Here is a 13,324-nt window from a genome sequence, read left to right as displayed (position 1 = left end):
ACATGAAAAGAATGCTGATTAACGCAACTCAACCCGAAGAGTTGCGTGTTGCACTGGTAGATGGCCAGCGCCTCTACGACCTGGATATCGAATCCGGTGCGCGAGAGCAGAAAAAAGCCAACATCTACAAAGGCCGTATTACACGTATCGAGCCAAGCCTCGAAGCGGCATTTGTAGACTTCGGCTCTGAACGTCACGGCTTCCTGCCGCTCAAGGAAATCTCCCGCGAATACTTCAAGAAGGCGCCCGAGGGGCGCGTCAATATCAAGGAAGTATTGAGCGAAGGCCAAGAAGTCATCGTTCAGGTTGAAAAAGAAGAGCGCGGTAACAAGGGCGCGGCCCTTACCACCTTTATCAGCCTGGCAGGCCGCTACCTGGTACTGATGCCAAACAACCCTCGCGCTGGCGGTATCTCGCGCCGCATCGAGGGCGAAGAGCGCAACGAACTGCGCGAGGCTCTCAACGGCCTGGTGGCACCCGCCGACATGGGGCTGATCGTGCGCACCGCAGGCCTGGGCCGCAGCAGCGAAGAAATGCAATGGGACCTGGATTACCTCTTGCAACTGTGGACGGCCATCAAAGAAGCCTCCTTGGATCGTTCCGCCCCCTTCCTGATCTACCAGGAAAGCAACGTCATCATCCGGGCGATTCGCGACTACCTGCGCCAGGACATCGGTGAAGTGCTGATCGACAGCGTCGAGGCGCAAGAAGAAGCCTTGACCTTCATCCGCCAGGTGATGCCGCAGTACGCCAGCAAGATCAAGCTCTACGAAGACAGCGTGCCGCTGTTCAACCGCTTCCAGATCGAAAGCCAGATCGAGACCGCCTTCCAGCGCGTGGTCGAACTGCCCTCCGGCGGGTCCATCGTCATCGACCCCACCGAAGCCTTGGTGTCCATCGACATCAACTCCGCGCGGGCAACCAAAGGTAGCGACATCGAAGAAACCGCCCTGCAGACCAACCTGGAAGCGGCTGAAGAAATTGCCCGCCAGCTGCGCCTGCGCGACATCGGCGGCTTGATCGTTATCGACTTCATCGACATGACCCCGGCGAAAAACCAACGCGCCGTGGAAGAAAAAGTCCGCGAAAGCCTGGAAGCAGACCGTGCACGGGTTCAAGTAGGCCGCATTTCCCGTTTTGGTCTGTTGGAGATGTCACGCCAGCGCCTGCGCCCCTCCTTGGGCGAAAGCAGCGGCATCGTCTGCCCACGCTGCAGCGGCACCGGCATCATCCGGGACGTTGAATCCCTCTCGCTGGCGATCCTGCGCCTGATCGAGGAAGAAGCCCTGAAGGACCGCACCGCTGAAGTGCGAGCCCAGGTGCCCATCCCGGTGGCAGCGTTCCTGCTCAACGAAAAACGCAACTCCATCACCAAGATCGAACTGCGTACCCGTGCCCGCATCATCATTCTGCCGAACGATCACCTCGAAACGCCGCACTTTGAAGTGCAGCGCCTGCGTGACGATAACCCAGAAGTACTCAACGGTCAGTCGAGCTACGAGATCGCGGCGTCCGAAACCGAAGAAGTCCAACCCGTAGCCGCCACGCGCACCCTCGTTCGCCAGGAAGCGGCGGTCAAAACCGCACCGGTGCGCGCCAACGCCCCGATGCCTGCGTCGGAAGAGCCTGCTCCAGCGCCTGCGCCGCAACCCAGTGCCGCGCCTGCCATGGCCGAGCCCAGCCTGTTCAAAGGCTTGGTAAAGTCGCTGGTCAGCCTGTTCGCTGGAAGCAAAGAAGCACCCGCTCCGGTCGCCACCGCTACCGTAACGCCGCCCAAGCCCGCCGCCGAGCGCACTGGCCGCAACGAAGAGCGCCGTAACGGTCGCCAGCAAAGCCGTAACCGTAACGGCCGCCGCGATGAAGAGCGCAAGCCACGTGAAGAGCGGGCACCGCGTGAAGACCGTGCCAGCCGCGAAGAACGCGCCCCGCGTGAAGCGCGTGAAGACGCGCCGGTCGCTCGTGAAGAACGCGCGCCTCGCGCACCTCGCGAAGCCCGTGCCCCTCGTGAAGACCGTCGCTCCCGGGAAGACCGCCCTGTTCGCGAACTGCGCGAGCCTCTGGACGCCGCCCCGGCTCAGCCGCGCGAAGAACGCGCCGAGCGCCCTGCCCGCGAAGAACGTGCCCCACGTGAACAACGCGAGCCGCGTGAAGAACGTGCGCCACGCGAAGAACGTACCACCCGTGAAGACCAGGCCCCGCGTGAGGAGCGTGCTCCACGTGAAGAACGCGCCCCCCGCGAGGAGCGCGCACCACGTGAAGAGCGTCAGCCACGCCCTGCCCGTGAAGAGCAGCCGCAAGAAGAACCCAACACCGCCGAAGAGGCCTTGCTGGGTGACGAGCAGCAGGATGACAACCAGGACGGTAACGAAGGCGAGCGTCCTCGTCGCCGCTCCCGTGGCCAGCGTCGTCGCAGCAACCGTCGCGAGCGTCAGCGTGATGCCAATGGCGAGTTGATCGGCGACGGCGAAAGCGAAGACGCGGACGGCACCGAAGCCACTGCCGAATCCGCAGCCCCGGTTCCCCTGGCCACCGCTGCCACCGCGACTGCGGTAGCCGCTGAAGTTGCCCTGCAAGCCCCTGCACGTGAAATCGTAGCTAGCCCTACCGCGGAGGCTCAAGCACATCAGCAGGCGGAACGAGCGACGGCCAGCGTAGCGCCTGAGGAGGCTGTGGCCGCCCCGGAAATAATCACCACCCCGCCAGACCAGGCGGCCAGCATCGTGCCTGAGCCGTTGGAGCGATTGGCTGCCCCACTTGCAGAGGCTGCACCTGAGCCACTGCCTGCGTCAGCCGTAGCGCCCATCGTGGAACAACCGGTACAGCAGGTTGACGCACCGGCGGCCACCCCTGCGGCTGAGCTATCGGTCGCTCCTGTCTCGGAGCACGCCGTAGCGGTCTCGGCCAGCGAACCGGCAGCAGCGGAACACGCAGCGGCTGAACAGGCGACTGACAACCGCACGGCGGTAGAACAGCCTGCGGTTGAGCAACAGCCCGCATCGCCCGCAGAGCCTGTGGATACCACACCGGCAAGTGGGGCTGCTATCGGTGAGGCTGCTTTCACCGAAGCCACACCCGCCAGCGATATGCCTGCGGAACCGGCTTCCGCTCCAGCCATGCTGGCAAATGGGCGCGCACCCAACGACCCACGTGAAGTGCGTCGTCGCAAGCGTGAGGCTGAATTGGCGGCTGCGGCAGCACGGGAAGCCGAGGACGCAGCACGCTTGACCAACGCCAGTGCGCTGGCTCAGGTGGAAGCGCCGGTTGAGGTAGAGGTGCAAGCACCCGTCGTGGTTGACCCGGCTGACGTTAAAGCAAGTGCCGAACCCGCTTCAACGCCTTTGCTAGCGATCACCGAACCTACCGCTGCGCCCGTGATCGACGAGAATGTGCAACGTGCCGAGGACGTGAGCGACAAAGGTGACGAAAGCGATGCGCTGAACAAGGAGCCCAAGCCCCTGGCGTAAACCAGGGCCTCAGGCCCCTAAAGAGAAGCCCCTGTCATCATTCGGTGACAGGGGCTTTTTGATGTGCACTGGCTCAGAACTACTCTGCCATCAATGACGTCAGCGCCAACATTTTAAGCCCAGGAGTTAGCGTCAAGGCTGCGTTAAGCAATTGGTCACGATGTCGGCCCGCTGCTTTGGCCATACCTTGAATGGCGCTACACTTGGCGTCCAGATCAGTCATAGCGGCAATGCGATTGACGAATGACTGGATATGATTTGCTGGCATCGCCTTGAGCCTCTGCCCCAAGCCGAGAATCGCAGCACTTTGAGCCGCTTCGCTCGTCATGCTCAAGGTGGCATCCACTAGTTGCAATCTCTGCTCTTCATCAAGCGCCTGCATGTTAGCGGCTAACCCGCGGATGGCATTGCCCTTCAAGGGTTCATCCTCTATAGCCAGAGCAGCGTCGACCAACCGGCTGCGTTGATGAGTATCCAGGGCACCCAATCCCCCACCCAGACCTTCTATGGCAGCACTTCTGTGCGCTTCGTGTTCGAAGGCCAAACTCGCCTCCAGCAACCGATCACGCTGGTCGAGCGTAAGACCTCGCAGGCCGCCGCCAAGCCCTGCCAGCGTATAGGGTTGACGGGGATCCTCCATAAAAGTAAACGCAAGATTGACCAAGCACGTGTGTGCACTGGTCGCCTGCTCATTTCCGGTCTCCTGAAGTACCCGGCCGCAGATCTGGATCATAGTGTGCTGGTGTTGCTCACTGAGCCTGGGCAGTACCTCCTGGGTGCACCGGTGCATGCACAGGTTGTAAGCGTCAGGGCTCATGCCAGGTAATGCCTTAGCTATGTTTTTCGCGACCCTAACTATATGTTCGTCATTGGTAAGTGAGAGCGTCGCATCGATCAGCGTATTTAATCGGTCCAGGGTGAACAGAAACGCCTTGCCACCTAGCGCTCTTAAGGCGTCAGCCTTGAGTTCCACGTCAGAAATTCCGTTAGCAGCGTCTATCAGCGCGTTATGGTCCTCAGGCTTCAATGCCTCGGCACCAGCAGCCAACCCTACGATGGCGCCGCTTTGGTACTCCTCGTCTCCAATGTCTAACACTCGGTCTACCAATTGACCCCGCTCCTCCTCATCAAGGGACGCTAATCCAACGCCGAAGCCAGGCAGTGTGTTACTCAACCCTTCGCTGCTCATGTTCAGAAGGATGTCTGTCAGATGAGATCGTTGTTTGGGCCTTAGTACGTGTAGGCCGGATCCCATACTGCTGATGAGCAGGCTAAGATCATCCTCAAAACTAGTGCCTTCCAGCTCAGTGACGGCTTTGACCAGACGGTCCCGTTGCCTTTCATTGAAGGCCGGTAACAACGATGCCCAGTCACTCAGCACGTTAACCCTGTCCTTCTGGTCTTCGGTCGCAAAGGCTCCGTCCAAGGCCCTATCCTTATGTTTAACGGACGCCAGTTTAAATAGAGGTAAGGAAAGAAACTTCAGCGGACCTGGATGTAAGCGATGGATCGTTTTAACCACCTCTTTCAAGGCTTCGTGGCTACTGTGGGCATTAAGGTCATGCTCCAATAGGCTTTTTAAAAACTGATTACTGGTAGTCAGACTATATAGCGCCCGTGCCGCCTCGCGCCTGTCCGGGTTGGCGTGAACCTCTGAAAACACCGCCTGCAGTGTTTCATTGGGTAGTTTGGCAAGCGGGGCTGGCTGCGTAGCAGGCTCACTTGGGAGGTTGATCGGGTGAAGGATCTGATGCGGATAATTCGGGATTCGAGTAGCCATGCGCGTAAGGTTCCTTGGCATTAGCCAGACTGAGTACCCTGGCGGGCATTCCAGTTCCTTACTCGACTTGCCTGTTTACCTGCCTAAGCCGGGCAAATCCGTCAACACATCTACATCCCGCACTACCCCTGGGTCCTTCACCTCTACCCTGACCACACAGCCGGGCTCAAGCAGCGCGCGCGCGCCCTGGTCACCGCTCAGCGCTGCCAGCCCTGGCCCAAAGGCTGCGCCAAAGCCTACGGGGTGCCCGCGCTGGCCTTTATAAAGCGGCACACAGGCACATTCAGGGGTTAGGCCAGCGGCCACCTGCTGCAGGGTGTCAGGGCGCACCCATGGCATGTCGCCCAGTGCCACTAACCAACCGTCAGCAGCCGGGCGTGCGCGTACCGCTGCACTGAGGCTGTCGCCCATGCCAGCGGACGCCACCTCAAGGCAATCGAAGCCTAGCTGCGTGCCGAGGGTTATCAACGCATCAGACCCTTGCCGAACCACCAACAGCCGATCCCCGCGCCACGCAGTGAACGCCCGCAGTGCATGCTCGAGTACGGGCCGCATAGAACCGTCCAGGCCTGCGCAAGGCGCCAGGAGTTTATTAGCCCCCGGCCCTGCCGACGCTTCAAAGCGACGGCCGAAGCCTGCGGCCAGCACAATTGCACAGGGCAGGTTCACGGTGCAGCACGGTTCTTGATCGCGACCACTTCTGCCATCAACGACAGGGCAATTTCCGCAGGCGTGTGGCTGCCGATGGGCAAGCCAATAGGGCCATGCAAGCGGGCCAGGGCCGTGGCACTCACTCCCAAGGTCGCCAGATTGGCCCGGCGCTTTTCGCTGTTTATCCGAGAGCCCAGGGCGCCTACGTAGAAGGCTCGCGAATCCAGCGCCGTGAGCAGCGCCATGTCATCCAGCCGGGGGTCGTGGGTAAGCGCAACGATGGCGGTACGCTCATCAGGCGCTATGGCCAGCACGGCGTCGTCCGGCATACCGGGTATGAACCGGCCGTGTTCGGGCAGCCAGCCTTGAGTGAATTCTGTACGCGGGTCACACACCAACACTTCGAAATCCAGCATCCGCGCCAGCTCTGCTACATAACGCGATAGCTGCCCGGCGCCTATCAACATCAAGCGCCAGCGCGGCCCATAGAGCGTACGCAAGGTGTGGCCATCGAAGCTGTGAACTGCGTCGGGCCCGGCGGTGTACAAGGTCACGTGGCCCGTGGCTATGCTCAGCTCACGCACCACCACCTGATGGTCGGCGCAGCGGGCCATTAAGGCGTCGATCCAGCCAAGGCTAGTGACCCATTCTTCGGTCAGGCGCAGCGTACCGCCACAGGGCAGGCCGAATCGAGCCGCCTCCTCTACGGTGATGCCATAGGTGACCAGCTGCACCTGAGGGGCCACCGCGCGCAGGCGACCGTCGTGCAGCCGGGCAATCAGGTCGTCTTCGATGCAACCGCCCGACACCGAGCCGCTGACCACGCCGTCGTCGCGCAGCGCGAGCATTGCACCCGGCGGCCGGGGAGCGCTGCCCCAGGTCTGTACCACGGTGTACAGCGCCACCGTGCGCCCCTCTGCGACCCAATCCCTCAGGTCACGCAATACGCCAAGATCGACGCTGTCCATCCGTTGCCCCTTTCAATGATGCAGGCCGCACTGTTCGCGGCCTTTGCATCGGACGACGGGGAAGCGCCAGGGTTCATGCACGCGGGAGGAGATTGGGTTCCATTTCCAGGGCAACGCCAAAGCGAGCCTGAACATCGGCCTGGATATCTTGGGCAAGGGCCAGGATCTCGGCACCGGTGGCAGCGCCATGGTTCACCAGCACCAACGCTTGGTCGGCGTGTACGCCCACCTCGCCCCGCGTGTAGCCTTTCCACCCCGCCTGCTCGATCAACCAACCCGCCGCCACCTTGGCCTGGCCGTCGGCTTGCGGGTAGGCCACCACGCCAGGGAACCGTTCCCGCAATACAGTGGCCTGCGCCGCTGAAATGACGGGGTTTTTGAAAAAACTTCCGGCGTTGGGCAATAGCCTAGGGTCGGGAAGCTTCTCGGCGCGAATCTGGCAGATGGCCGCGCTGACATCCTGAGGCGTGGGGTGCGTTATGCCCATGTTCGCCAGCCGCTCACGGACAGGGCCGTACTCCAAGTGCAGCACCGGGGCCGTTTCGAGCCAGAACCGCACCCGTAGAATTACCCAGCGGCCAGGGGTCTGTTTGAACAGGCTGTCCCGGTAGCCAAAGCGGCAGGCGCTCAGCGTTAAGTTGTGTACCTGGCCACTATGCCGGTCCAGAGCGGTAAGCCCACCGAACAGGTCTTTGATCTCCACACCATACGCGCCTACGTTTTGCACCGGCGAGGCGCCCACAGTGCCAGGGATCAGGCTGAGGTTTTCCATGCCGCCGAAGCCCTGCTCCAGCGTCCAGCAGACAAAGGCATGCCATGGCTCCCCCGCCTCGGCTTCTACCAGCACCCGGCTGCCCTCGGCGCTTACCACCCGGCGCCCTTGGCTCGCCAGGCGGATCACCAGCCCTGGCACATCACGCAGTAGCAGCACGTTGCTGCCGCCCCCCAGCAGGGTCACCTCAAGCCGCTCAGCCTTTGCGTACGCCAACGCTTCAACCAGTTGGCGATCGTCAGTGACATCCACGAAATGATCAGCGCGCACGTCCACGGCAAAACTGTTGTAGGGCCTGAGCGAGACGCCTTGACGAATGCTCAGGCTCATCCCGCCTCCAGCATGCGCCGCACCCGCTCCAAGTCTTCAGGGGTGTCTATGCCAGGCGGCAGCGCCACGGGCGCATCTGCTACGTGGATACGTACACCGTGCCAGAGGGCGCGTAACTGCTCCAACGACTCGGTTTTTTCAAGCCAGCAGGGGCCCCACTGAACGAAGTTCTGCAGGAAGCCTGCGCGGTAGGCATAGATGCCGATATGACGACGGTAAGGCACACCCTCCGGCAATTGCCCAGGCTGCTGAGCGAAGGCATCGCGGGCCCACGGCAACGGCGCACGGCTGAACGTAAGTGCCAAGCCGCTGGCATCGGCAACCACCTTCACCACGTTGGGGTTGAACAGGTGCTCGGCATCGGTGAGGGGCTCGCTCAGCGTCGCCATTCGGGCTTGGGTGTTCGCCGCGAGGTTGGTGGCCACCAGGTCGATCACCTGGGGCGGGATCAACGGCTCGTCCCCTTGAACGTTCACCACGATAGCGTCGTCGGCAAGCCCCAATGCCAAGGCTACTTCCGCCAGCCGGTCCGTGCCGGATTCATGGTCGGAACGGGTCATTACCACATCGGCGCCAAAGCCTTCGCAGGCGGCCTGAATGCGCGCATCGTCGGTGGCAACCACTACCTTGGCCGCGCCGCTGAGGCAGGCCTGTTCCCAGACGCGCTGGATCATCAGCTTGCCCGCCAGGTCTTGAAGCGGCTTGCCTGGGAACCGTGTAGAGCCGAATCGTGCAGGGATGACCACGGTGAAGGCCGGGGTCATTTATCCAGGCGCTCGTCATCGGTCAAGGTGCGGGCTTCGGTTTCCAGCATTACCGGGATACCGTCGCGGATCGGGTAGGCCACGCCAGCACCTTTGCTGATGAGCTCGGTTTTGTCCTGGCTAAGCTTAAGCGGGCCCTTGCAGAGGGGGCAGGCGAGAATGTCGAGCAGTTTGGTGTCCATGGAGATCCTTGCTTCAGAAAGGCTAGCGGGCGTGCATTGCACCCACCAGATGGGCCAGGCGGGCATCGAACCAGGCGGCAAACGCCGCCGACGGTTGCGCATCCACCGCCAGGTACCACCAGTGGCCCTGAGCGAATGCGCGGCATTTGACGGCGTCTTTTTCGGTCATTACCACCGGCAGTGAGGGCGTGAACGCCAACTGCGCGGCACTGTACGTAGCATGGTCCGCAAAGGCGTGTTTGATCGGGCGCCAGTTTAACCCTTCAAGGGTAGAGAAGAAACGCTGTGGGTTACCGATACCGGCCACCGCATGAAGGGCCTGACCGGGAGGGAAATGACTGATCGGCACACGCTCGCCCGACTGCACATTCACCAACGCAGCAGGGCGCAATGTCATGCCATAACCGGCCGGGTTGTCTTGTGCCTGGCCGTTGTACAGCACCGCGTCTACCTCGCTCAGGCGCTCGGGTGGCTCGCGGAGCGGCCCGGCTGGCAGGCACCGGCGGTTACCCAGCCCACGCGTGCCATCGATCAGCACCAGCTCCAGGTCGCGGGCGAGCCTGTAGTGCTGCAGCCCGTCGTCGCACAGGATCACGTCCAGCTCATGCTCGGCCAGCAGTGCCTGTGCGGCCTGTGCGCGGTTTGGGTCGATGGCTAAAGCAACGCCGCTGCGCTGCACGATCAGCAGCGGCTCATCCCCTGCGACCTGCGCCGTGTCGGCTGCCTGCACCAACCAGGGAAAACGTGGCGGATGCGCGCCGTAGCCCCGGCTGATAACGCCTACCCGCAGGCCTGCCTCGCGGCACCGCTCGACAAGCCAGAGGATCATGGGCGTTTTGCCGGTGCCGCCGACGGTGATGTTACCCACGACGATGACCGGAACCGGCGCCTTCCACCCGCCAGGGCTATTGGCCTTGAACGCCGCTCGGCGCCGCCCGGCTACGTGCCGGTACAGCGCTTCCAGCGGAGCCAGCAGGTGCAACGCAGGGTGGCCGTTGTACCACGCGGCCAGCAGGCGGTCAGAGAAGGCCATTAATGAGCCGCCTGTGCCTCGACCGTGGTCATGCTCAAGCGGCTGAAGCCCAGCTTGCCTGCTGCGTCCATGGCGGTGATCACCGCCTGGTGCGGGGTTTTGCCGTCGGCGCTGATCGACAGCGGCAACGTGGTATCCCCACCCGACTCTGCCCGCAGTGCAGTCATCAACGTATCCAGGTCACTTTTAGGCAGGAGGTGCTTGTTGATCGCATAGTTGCCATCAGCGCTGATGGCGATGTCCAGGCGCTTGGGCGAATGCTCCTCCGGCGTGCCATTGACGGCTTCGGGTAGTTCCACCTTTAACTGGGTTTCACGCGTGAACGTGGTGGTGACGACAAAAAACAGCAGGAGGATAAACACCACGTCGATCAGGGACGTGAGGTTGATGTCGATGTCCTCGCGCTGCCGACGGCTGCGGCGGAATTTCACGCTTTGCCTCCGTCGATGTCCACTTCACGGTCCCCGTGAACCACTTCCACCAGCTTGATCGCGTCCTGCTCCATGCGTACCACCAGCGCTTCAATGCGGCGCTGCAGCAGGCGGTGGAAGAATACGGCAGGAATGGCAACCATCAAGCCTGAGGCCGTGGTAATCAGCGCCTTGGAAATACCGCCTGCCAGCACAACGGCGTTGGTGGTATTGCCCGTGGAGTTGAACGCGCTGAAGATATCGATCATCCCCAACACGGTGCCCAACAGGCCAAGCAAGGGCGCCATGGCGGCGATGGTGCCCAATGCCCCTACATAACGCTCAAGCTCGTGAATGACACTGCTCGCGGACTCTTCAATGCACTCTTTCATGATCTCCCGACCATGACGAGAGTTGGCCAGCCCCGCAGCAAGAATTTCGCCCAGTGGGGAATTGGCCCGAAGCTCTTTGAGTTTTTCGTTGTTGAGCTGTTTATCCTTGAGCCACTTCCAGACCTGAGCCACCAGGTGCGGTGGGCTAACCCTGCTTGCGCGCAACGCCCACAAGCGCTCGGCAACAATAGCGAGGGCTGCGATAGAACTCAGAATGATCGGAAACATCATCCAGCCGCCGGCTTTGACTAATTCCCACACAGTACCGCCCCTCCCGAGCAAATTTCGCCACTCTATCACACCCGCCTTCAGCCCACCTGCCCGGCTAAGGTTGGTGGGCGCCATTGGTCGGCCGCCAAAGGCGCAGCCGCTCTCGCCAATGGCGAGGGGGTTGCTCACCGCCCAGCTGTATCTCCACGGCCCCGTGAATCGCACTGTCAAATACCGTAATGACACGCTCATTCAAGCGCGCAGCTACTTCTGAGTGAGGATGGCCGAAGCGATTGTTCCAGCCTCTGGAAATCAACACGCCTTTGGGCGCGAGGGTGTCCAACAGGAGCGCAGAGCTTGAGGTGCGGCTGCCATGGTGTGGGGCCTGGAGCCAATCGGCGTTGAGGCCTGGCCAGGCACGGACCAGCGCGCGCTCGGCGCGGGCATCGATATCCCCTGTTAGCAACAACCTCTCGCCCCCGGCGACCACTAACAGCACGCAGGAAGCAGGGTTGCTGTCTTGGGCCGCGGGCCAACGCCACGGCACGAAGTCGACGCCATCCCATGACCAGGGTGCTGCGCCCATACAGGCCTCGGCCTGCCAGGCGCGGGGGGCCGCCTCAGGCTGCCCGGCCAGTACCCGCCGAGGGCCGAGCTGAGTAACCACGGCCGGGCTACCGCCGGTATGGTCGAGGTGGTCATGGCTTAACACCAGTGCGTCCAGCCTGCGCACCCCGAGCCGGCGCACGCTAGGCACCACGATACGCTCCCCTGCATCGCCCTGCGTATAGCCCGGCCCGGTGTCGAACAGCAGGCTGTGCTCACGGGTACGCACCAAGGTGGCAAGCCCCTGCCCCACATCTAGCTGAATCACCTGAGCCTTGCCCCACCCCGGTTTAGGCAGGGGTGCAAACCCCAGTTGAAGCAGCAAGGGTGCGCCCAACCAGCGTAGGGGGGTGCCGGCAGGCAGCAACAGCAACACCGCCCCGAGGGCCGCCAACAGCCACGCCCAGAGCGGTAACTGCGGCGCCAGCCACGGGTCGGCCGCCGTGGCCACCACGCCGAGCGTGGCCAGCAGCCAATCGAGTGCCGTGCCTGCCAGCCATAGCAGCTGTTCGCCACCCCAGGGCAACCACAGGGCCAAGGTCCCCAGCAAGGCTAATGGCAGGACGACCAGGCTTACCCAAGGCACCGCGAACAGGTTGACCACAGGCGCGCTGAAACTAATGGCCAACCCCAGAGCGCTCATCACGCTGGCCAGGCCAATGGCGATGCATACCTGAGCGCGTGGCAACGCCTGCCACCAGCGCCATGCCCCCAGGCGCCCTGTGAAGCTGGCCAGCAACACCCCTACGGCCGCAAACGACAGCCAAAAGCCTGGGCTTACCGTGGCCATGGGATTCACCGCCAAGACCGCCGCCAGTGCGACCAGCAACGGGGTGAACGTCCCCAGGCGCCGTAAACGCCAGCGCCACAGCAGCATGACGCAGATCATCAGGCAGGCCCGTTGCACAGGCACCTCAAACCCTGCCAAAACCCCATACCCGAGTGCCCCTACCGCAGCACAGGCACAGGCACAGGGCAGCCAAGGCAACTTGGAGGGCCACACGCCCAGGCGCGCCAAACCCACCACTAGCCCGTACACCAAGCCAGCCAATAGGCCCACGTGCTGGCCGGAGATCACGAACAAATGGACGGTTCCGGTGGCCTGCAGGACCTGCCATTGCGCTCGCGTCATGCCTGACCCGTCGCCCAGCACCAACGCTATTAGCGCGCCTACGTTGGGGTGTGCGTTGGACGTCAACAGGCGTTGACGGACGCGTTCGCGAATGCCCAGCGGGGCCTCAGCCAGACGATAGCCGTGCTTCACGCTACCGGTTGCGCCTGTGCCACGGGCAAACAGCCAGGCTTCGTAGCCGAGCCCGCCGGGGTTGACCTGGCCTCTAGGTATGCCGAGTTTCAACGCAAGGCGCCAGCGCTCACCGCTGCGTACAGGCGGGCCGTTGCGCCAGCTCACGCGGATGCTCGACGGCAAGGCGGCGCGGCGCGAGCTGGCATCGGCCAAGTCGAATAGCAGGCTTTGCGCCGCCCGCGTAGGCAGGCCGGTAACCTCCCCCTCCACCCACAGCGTTCGGCCATCCAAGTGTGCAGGCAGGCGCTCTTCATTCAGGCGAGCGGCGACCAGCAAGGCCCAGCCCACCCCCATCAAGGCAGCCCCACACCAGCGCCCAGGGCGTGGTGCCCATAGCGCCAGCCCTAATCCGGCGATGCCAATCATCGCCATCACCCAGGTTGGAGCCAGGCCAGGCCACCAACGCGCCCCCATGACACCCAGCGCGAACGCCAACAACCCTCCACGCATGCCCTA

At 62.7% G+C, this 13,324-nt stretch carries 10 protein-coding genes and 1 pseudogene; 1 reads left to right on the top strand and 10 read right to left on the bottom strand.

Translation table 11 applies throughout. The annotated features are described in order from the left end of the window. Positions 1 to 2 precede the first annotated feature (2 nt). Positions 3 to 3,098: pseudogene (gene rne / locus AC4LE2_RS05980) on the top strand (ribonuclease E); the annotation flags it as partial. 445 nt (positions 3,099 to 3,543) lie between these two features. On the opposite strand, the gene AC4LE2_RS05975 reads toward rne, so the two are convergent. The 10 genes from AC4LE2_RS05975 to AC4LE2_RS05930 form a co-directional block, all read right to left on the bottom strand. After that, positions 3,544 to 5,244 carry a hypothetical protein gene (locus AC4LE2_RS05975; RefSeq protein WP_491824817.1) on the bottom strand — a complete coding sequence of 567 codons (1,701 nt, stop codon included), beginning with the start codon at positions 5,242 to 5,244 and terminating at the stop codon, positions 3,544 to 3,546. Between the two features lie 75 nt (positions 5,245 to 5,319). Further along, positions 5,320 to 5,892: a nucleotidyltransferase family protein gene (locus tag AC4LE2_RS05970; RefSeq protein ID WP_491828062.1), complete on the bottom strand. Its 573-nt coding sequence runs from the start codon at positions 5,890 to 5,892 to the stop codon at positions 5,320 to 5,322. A 17-nt stretch (positions 5,893 to 5,909) separates the two neighbouring features. After that, entirely contained in the window at positions 5,910 to 6,863 is a 954-nt protein-coding gene (locus AC4LE2_RS05965; RefSeq protein WP_491824815.1) for an XdhC family protein, read from the bottom strand. Positions 6,864 to 6,936: 73 nt separating this feature from the next. Then, positions 6,937 to 7,965 (bottom strand): UDP-N-acetylmuramate dehydrogenase, encoded by a 1,029-nt coding sequence (gene murB, locus AC4LE2_RS05960; RefSeq protein ID WP_491824813.1) that lies wholly within the window; start codon positions 7,963 to 7,965, stop codon positions 6,937 to 6,939. Continuing rightward, positions 7,962 to 8,729, bottom strand: a complete 768-nt coding sequence (gene kdsB / locus AC4LE2_RS05955; protein WP_491824812.1) for a 3-deoxy-manno-octulosonate cytidylyltransferase — start codon at positions 8,727 to 8,729, stop codon at positions 7,962 to 7,964. Before kdsB ends, murB begins: the two co-directional genes overlap by 4 nt. Continuing rightward, positions 8,726 to 8,911 carry a Trm112 family protein gene (locus AC4LE2_RS05950; protein ID WP_491824810.1) on the bottom strand — a complete coding sequence of 62 codons (186 nt, stop codon included), beginning with the start codon at positions 8,909 to 8,911 and terminating at the stop codon, positions 8,726 to 8,728. Before AC4LE2_RS05950 ends, kdsB begins: the two co-directional genes overlap by 4 nt. 22 nt (positions 8,912 to 8,933) lie before the next feature. Continuing rightward, on the bottom strand, positions 8,934 to 9,944 hold the full coding sequence (gene lpxK, locus AC4LE2_RS05945) for a tetraacyldisaccharide 4'-kinase (protein WP_491824808.1): 1,011 nt from the start codon (positions 9,942 to 9,944) through the stop codon (positions 8,934 to 8,936). Next, entirely contained in the window at positions 9,944 to 10,375 is a 432-nt protein-coding gene (locus tag AC4LE2_RS05940; protein WP_491824806.1) for an ExbD/TolR family protein, read from the bottom strand. The genes lpxK and AC4LE2_RS05940 overlap by 1 nt, the downstream gene beginning before the upstream one ends. Further along, positions 10,372 to 11,007, bottom strand: coding sequence for a MotA/TolQ/ExbB proton channel family protein (locus tag AC4LE2_RS05935; protein ID WP_491828061.1), 636 nt, complete (start codon positions 11,005 to 11,007; stop codon positions 10,372 to 10,374). Before AC4LE2_RS05935 ends, AC4LE2_RS05940 begins: the two co-directional genes overlap by 4 nt. 64 nt (positions 11,008 to 11,071) lie before the next feature. Further along, entirely contained in the window at positions 11,072 to 13,318 is a 2,247-nt protein-coding gene (locus AC4LE2_RS05930) for a DNA internalization-related competence protein ComEC/Rec2 (RefSeq protein ID WP_491824804.1), read from the bottom strand. Between the last annotated feature and the right edge of the window lie 6 nt (positions 13,319 to 13,324).

Source organism: Pseudomonas sp. 9.3L, assembly GCF_058536285.1.
Note: the sequence above shows the minus strand (reverse complement) of the source record. Positions and strands in the feature narration are given on the sequence as shown.

Excerpts from the sequence above, each read along its gene's own strand:
- AC4LE2_RS05975 (WP_491824817.1), bottom strand. The coding sequence starts at position 5,244 with ATGGCTACTCGAATCCCGAATTATCCGCATCAGATCCTTCACCCGATC.
- AC4LE2_RS05965 (WP_491824815.1), bottom strand. The coding sequence starts at position 6,863 with ATGGACAGCGTCGATCTTGGCGTATTGCGTGACCTGAGGGATTGGGTC.
- murB (WP_491824813.1), bottom strand. The coding sequence starts at position 7,965 with ATGAGCCTGAGCATTCGTCAAGGCGTCTCGCTCAGGCCCTACAACAGT.
- kdsB (WP_491824812.1), bottom strand. The coding sequence starts at position 8,729 with ATGACCCCGGCCTTCACCGTGGTCATCCCTGCACGATTCGGCTCTACA.
- AC4LE2_RS05950 (WP_491824810.1), bottom strand. The coding sequence starts at position 8,911 with ATGGACACCAAACTGCTCGACATTCTCGCCTGCCCCCTCTGCAAGGGC.
- lpxK (WP_491824808.1), bottom strand. The coding sequence starts at position 9,944 with ATGGCCTTCTCTGACCGCCTGCTGGCCGCGTGGTACAACGGCCACCCT.
- AC4LE2_RS05930 (WP_491824804.1), bottom strand. The coding sequence starts at position 13,318 with ATGCGTGGAGGGTTGTTGGCGTTCGCGCTGGGTGTCATGGGGGCGCGT.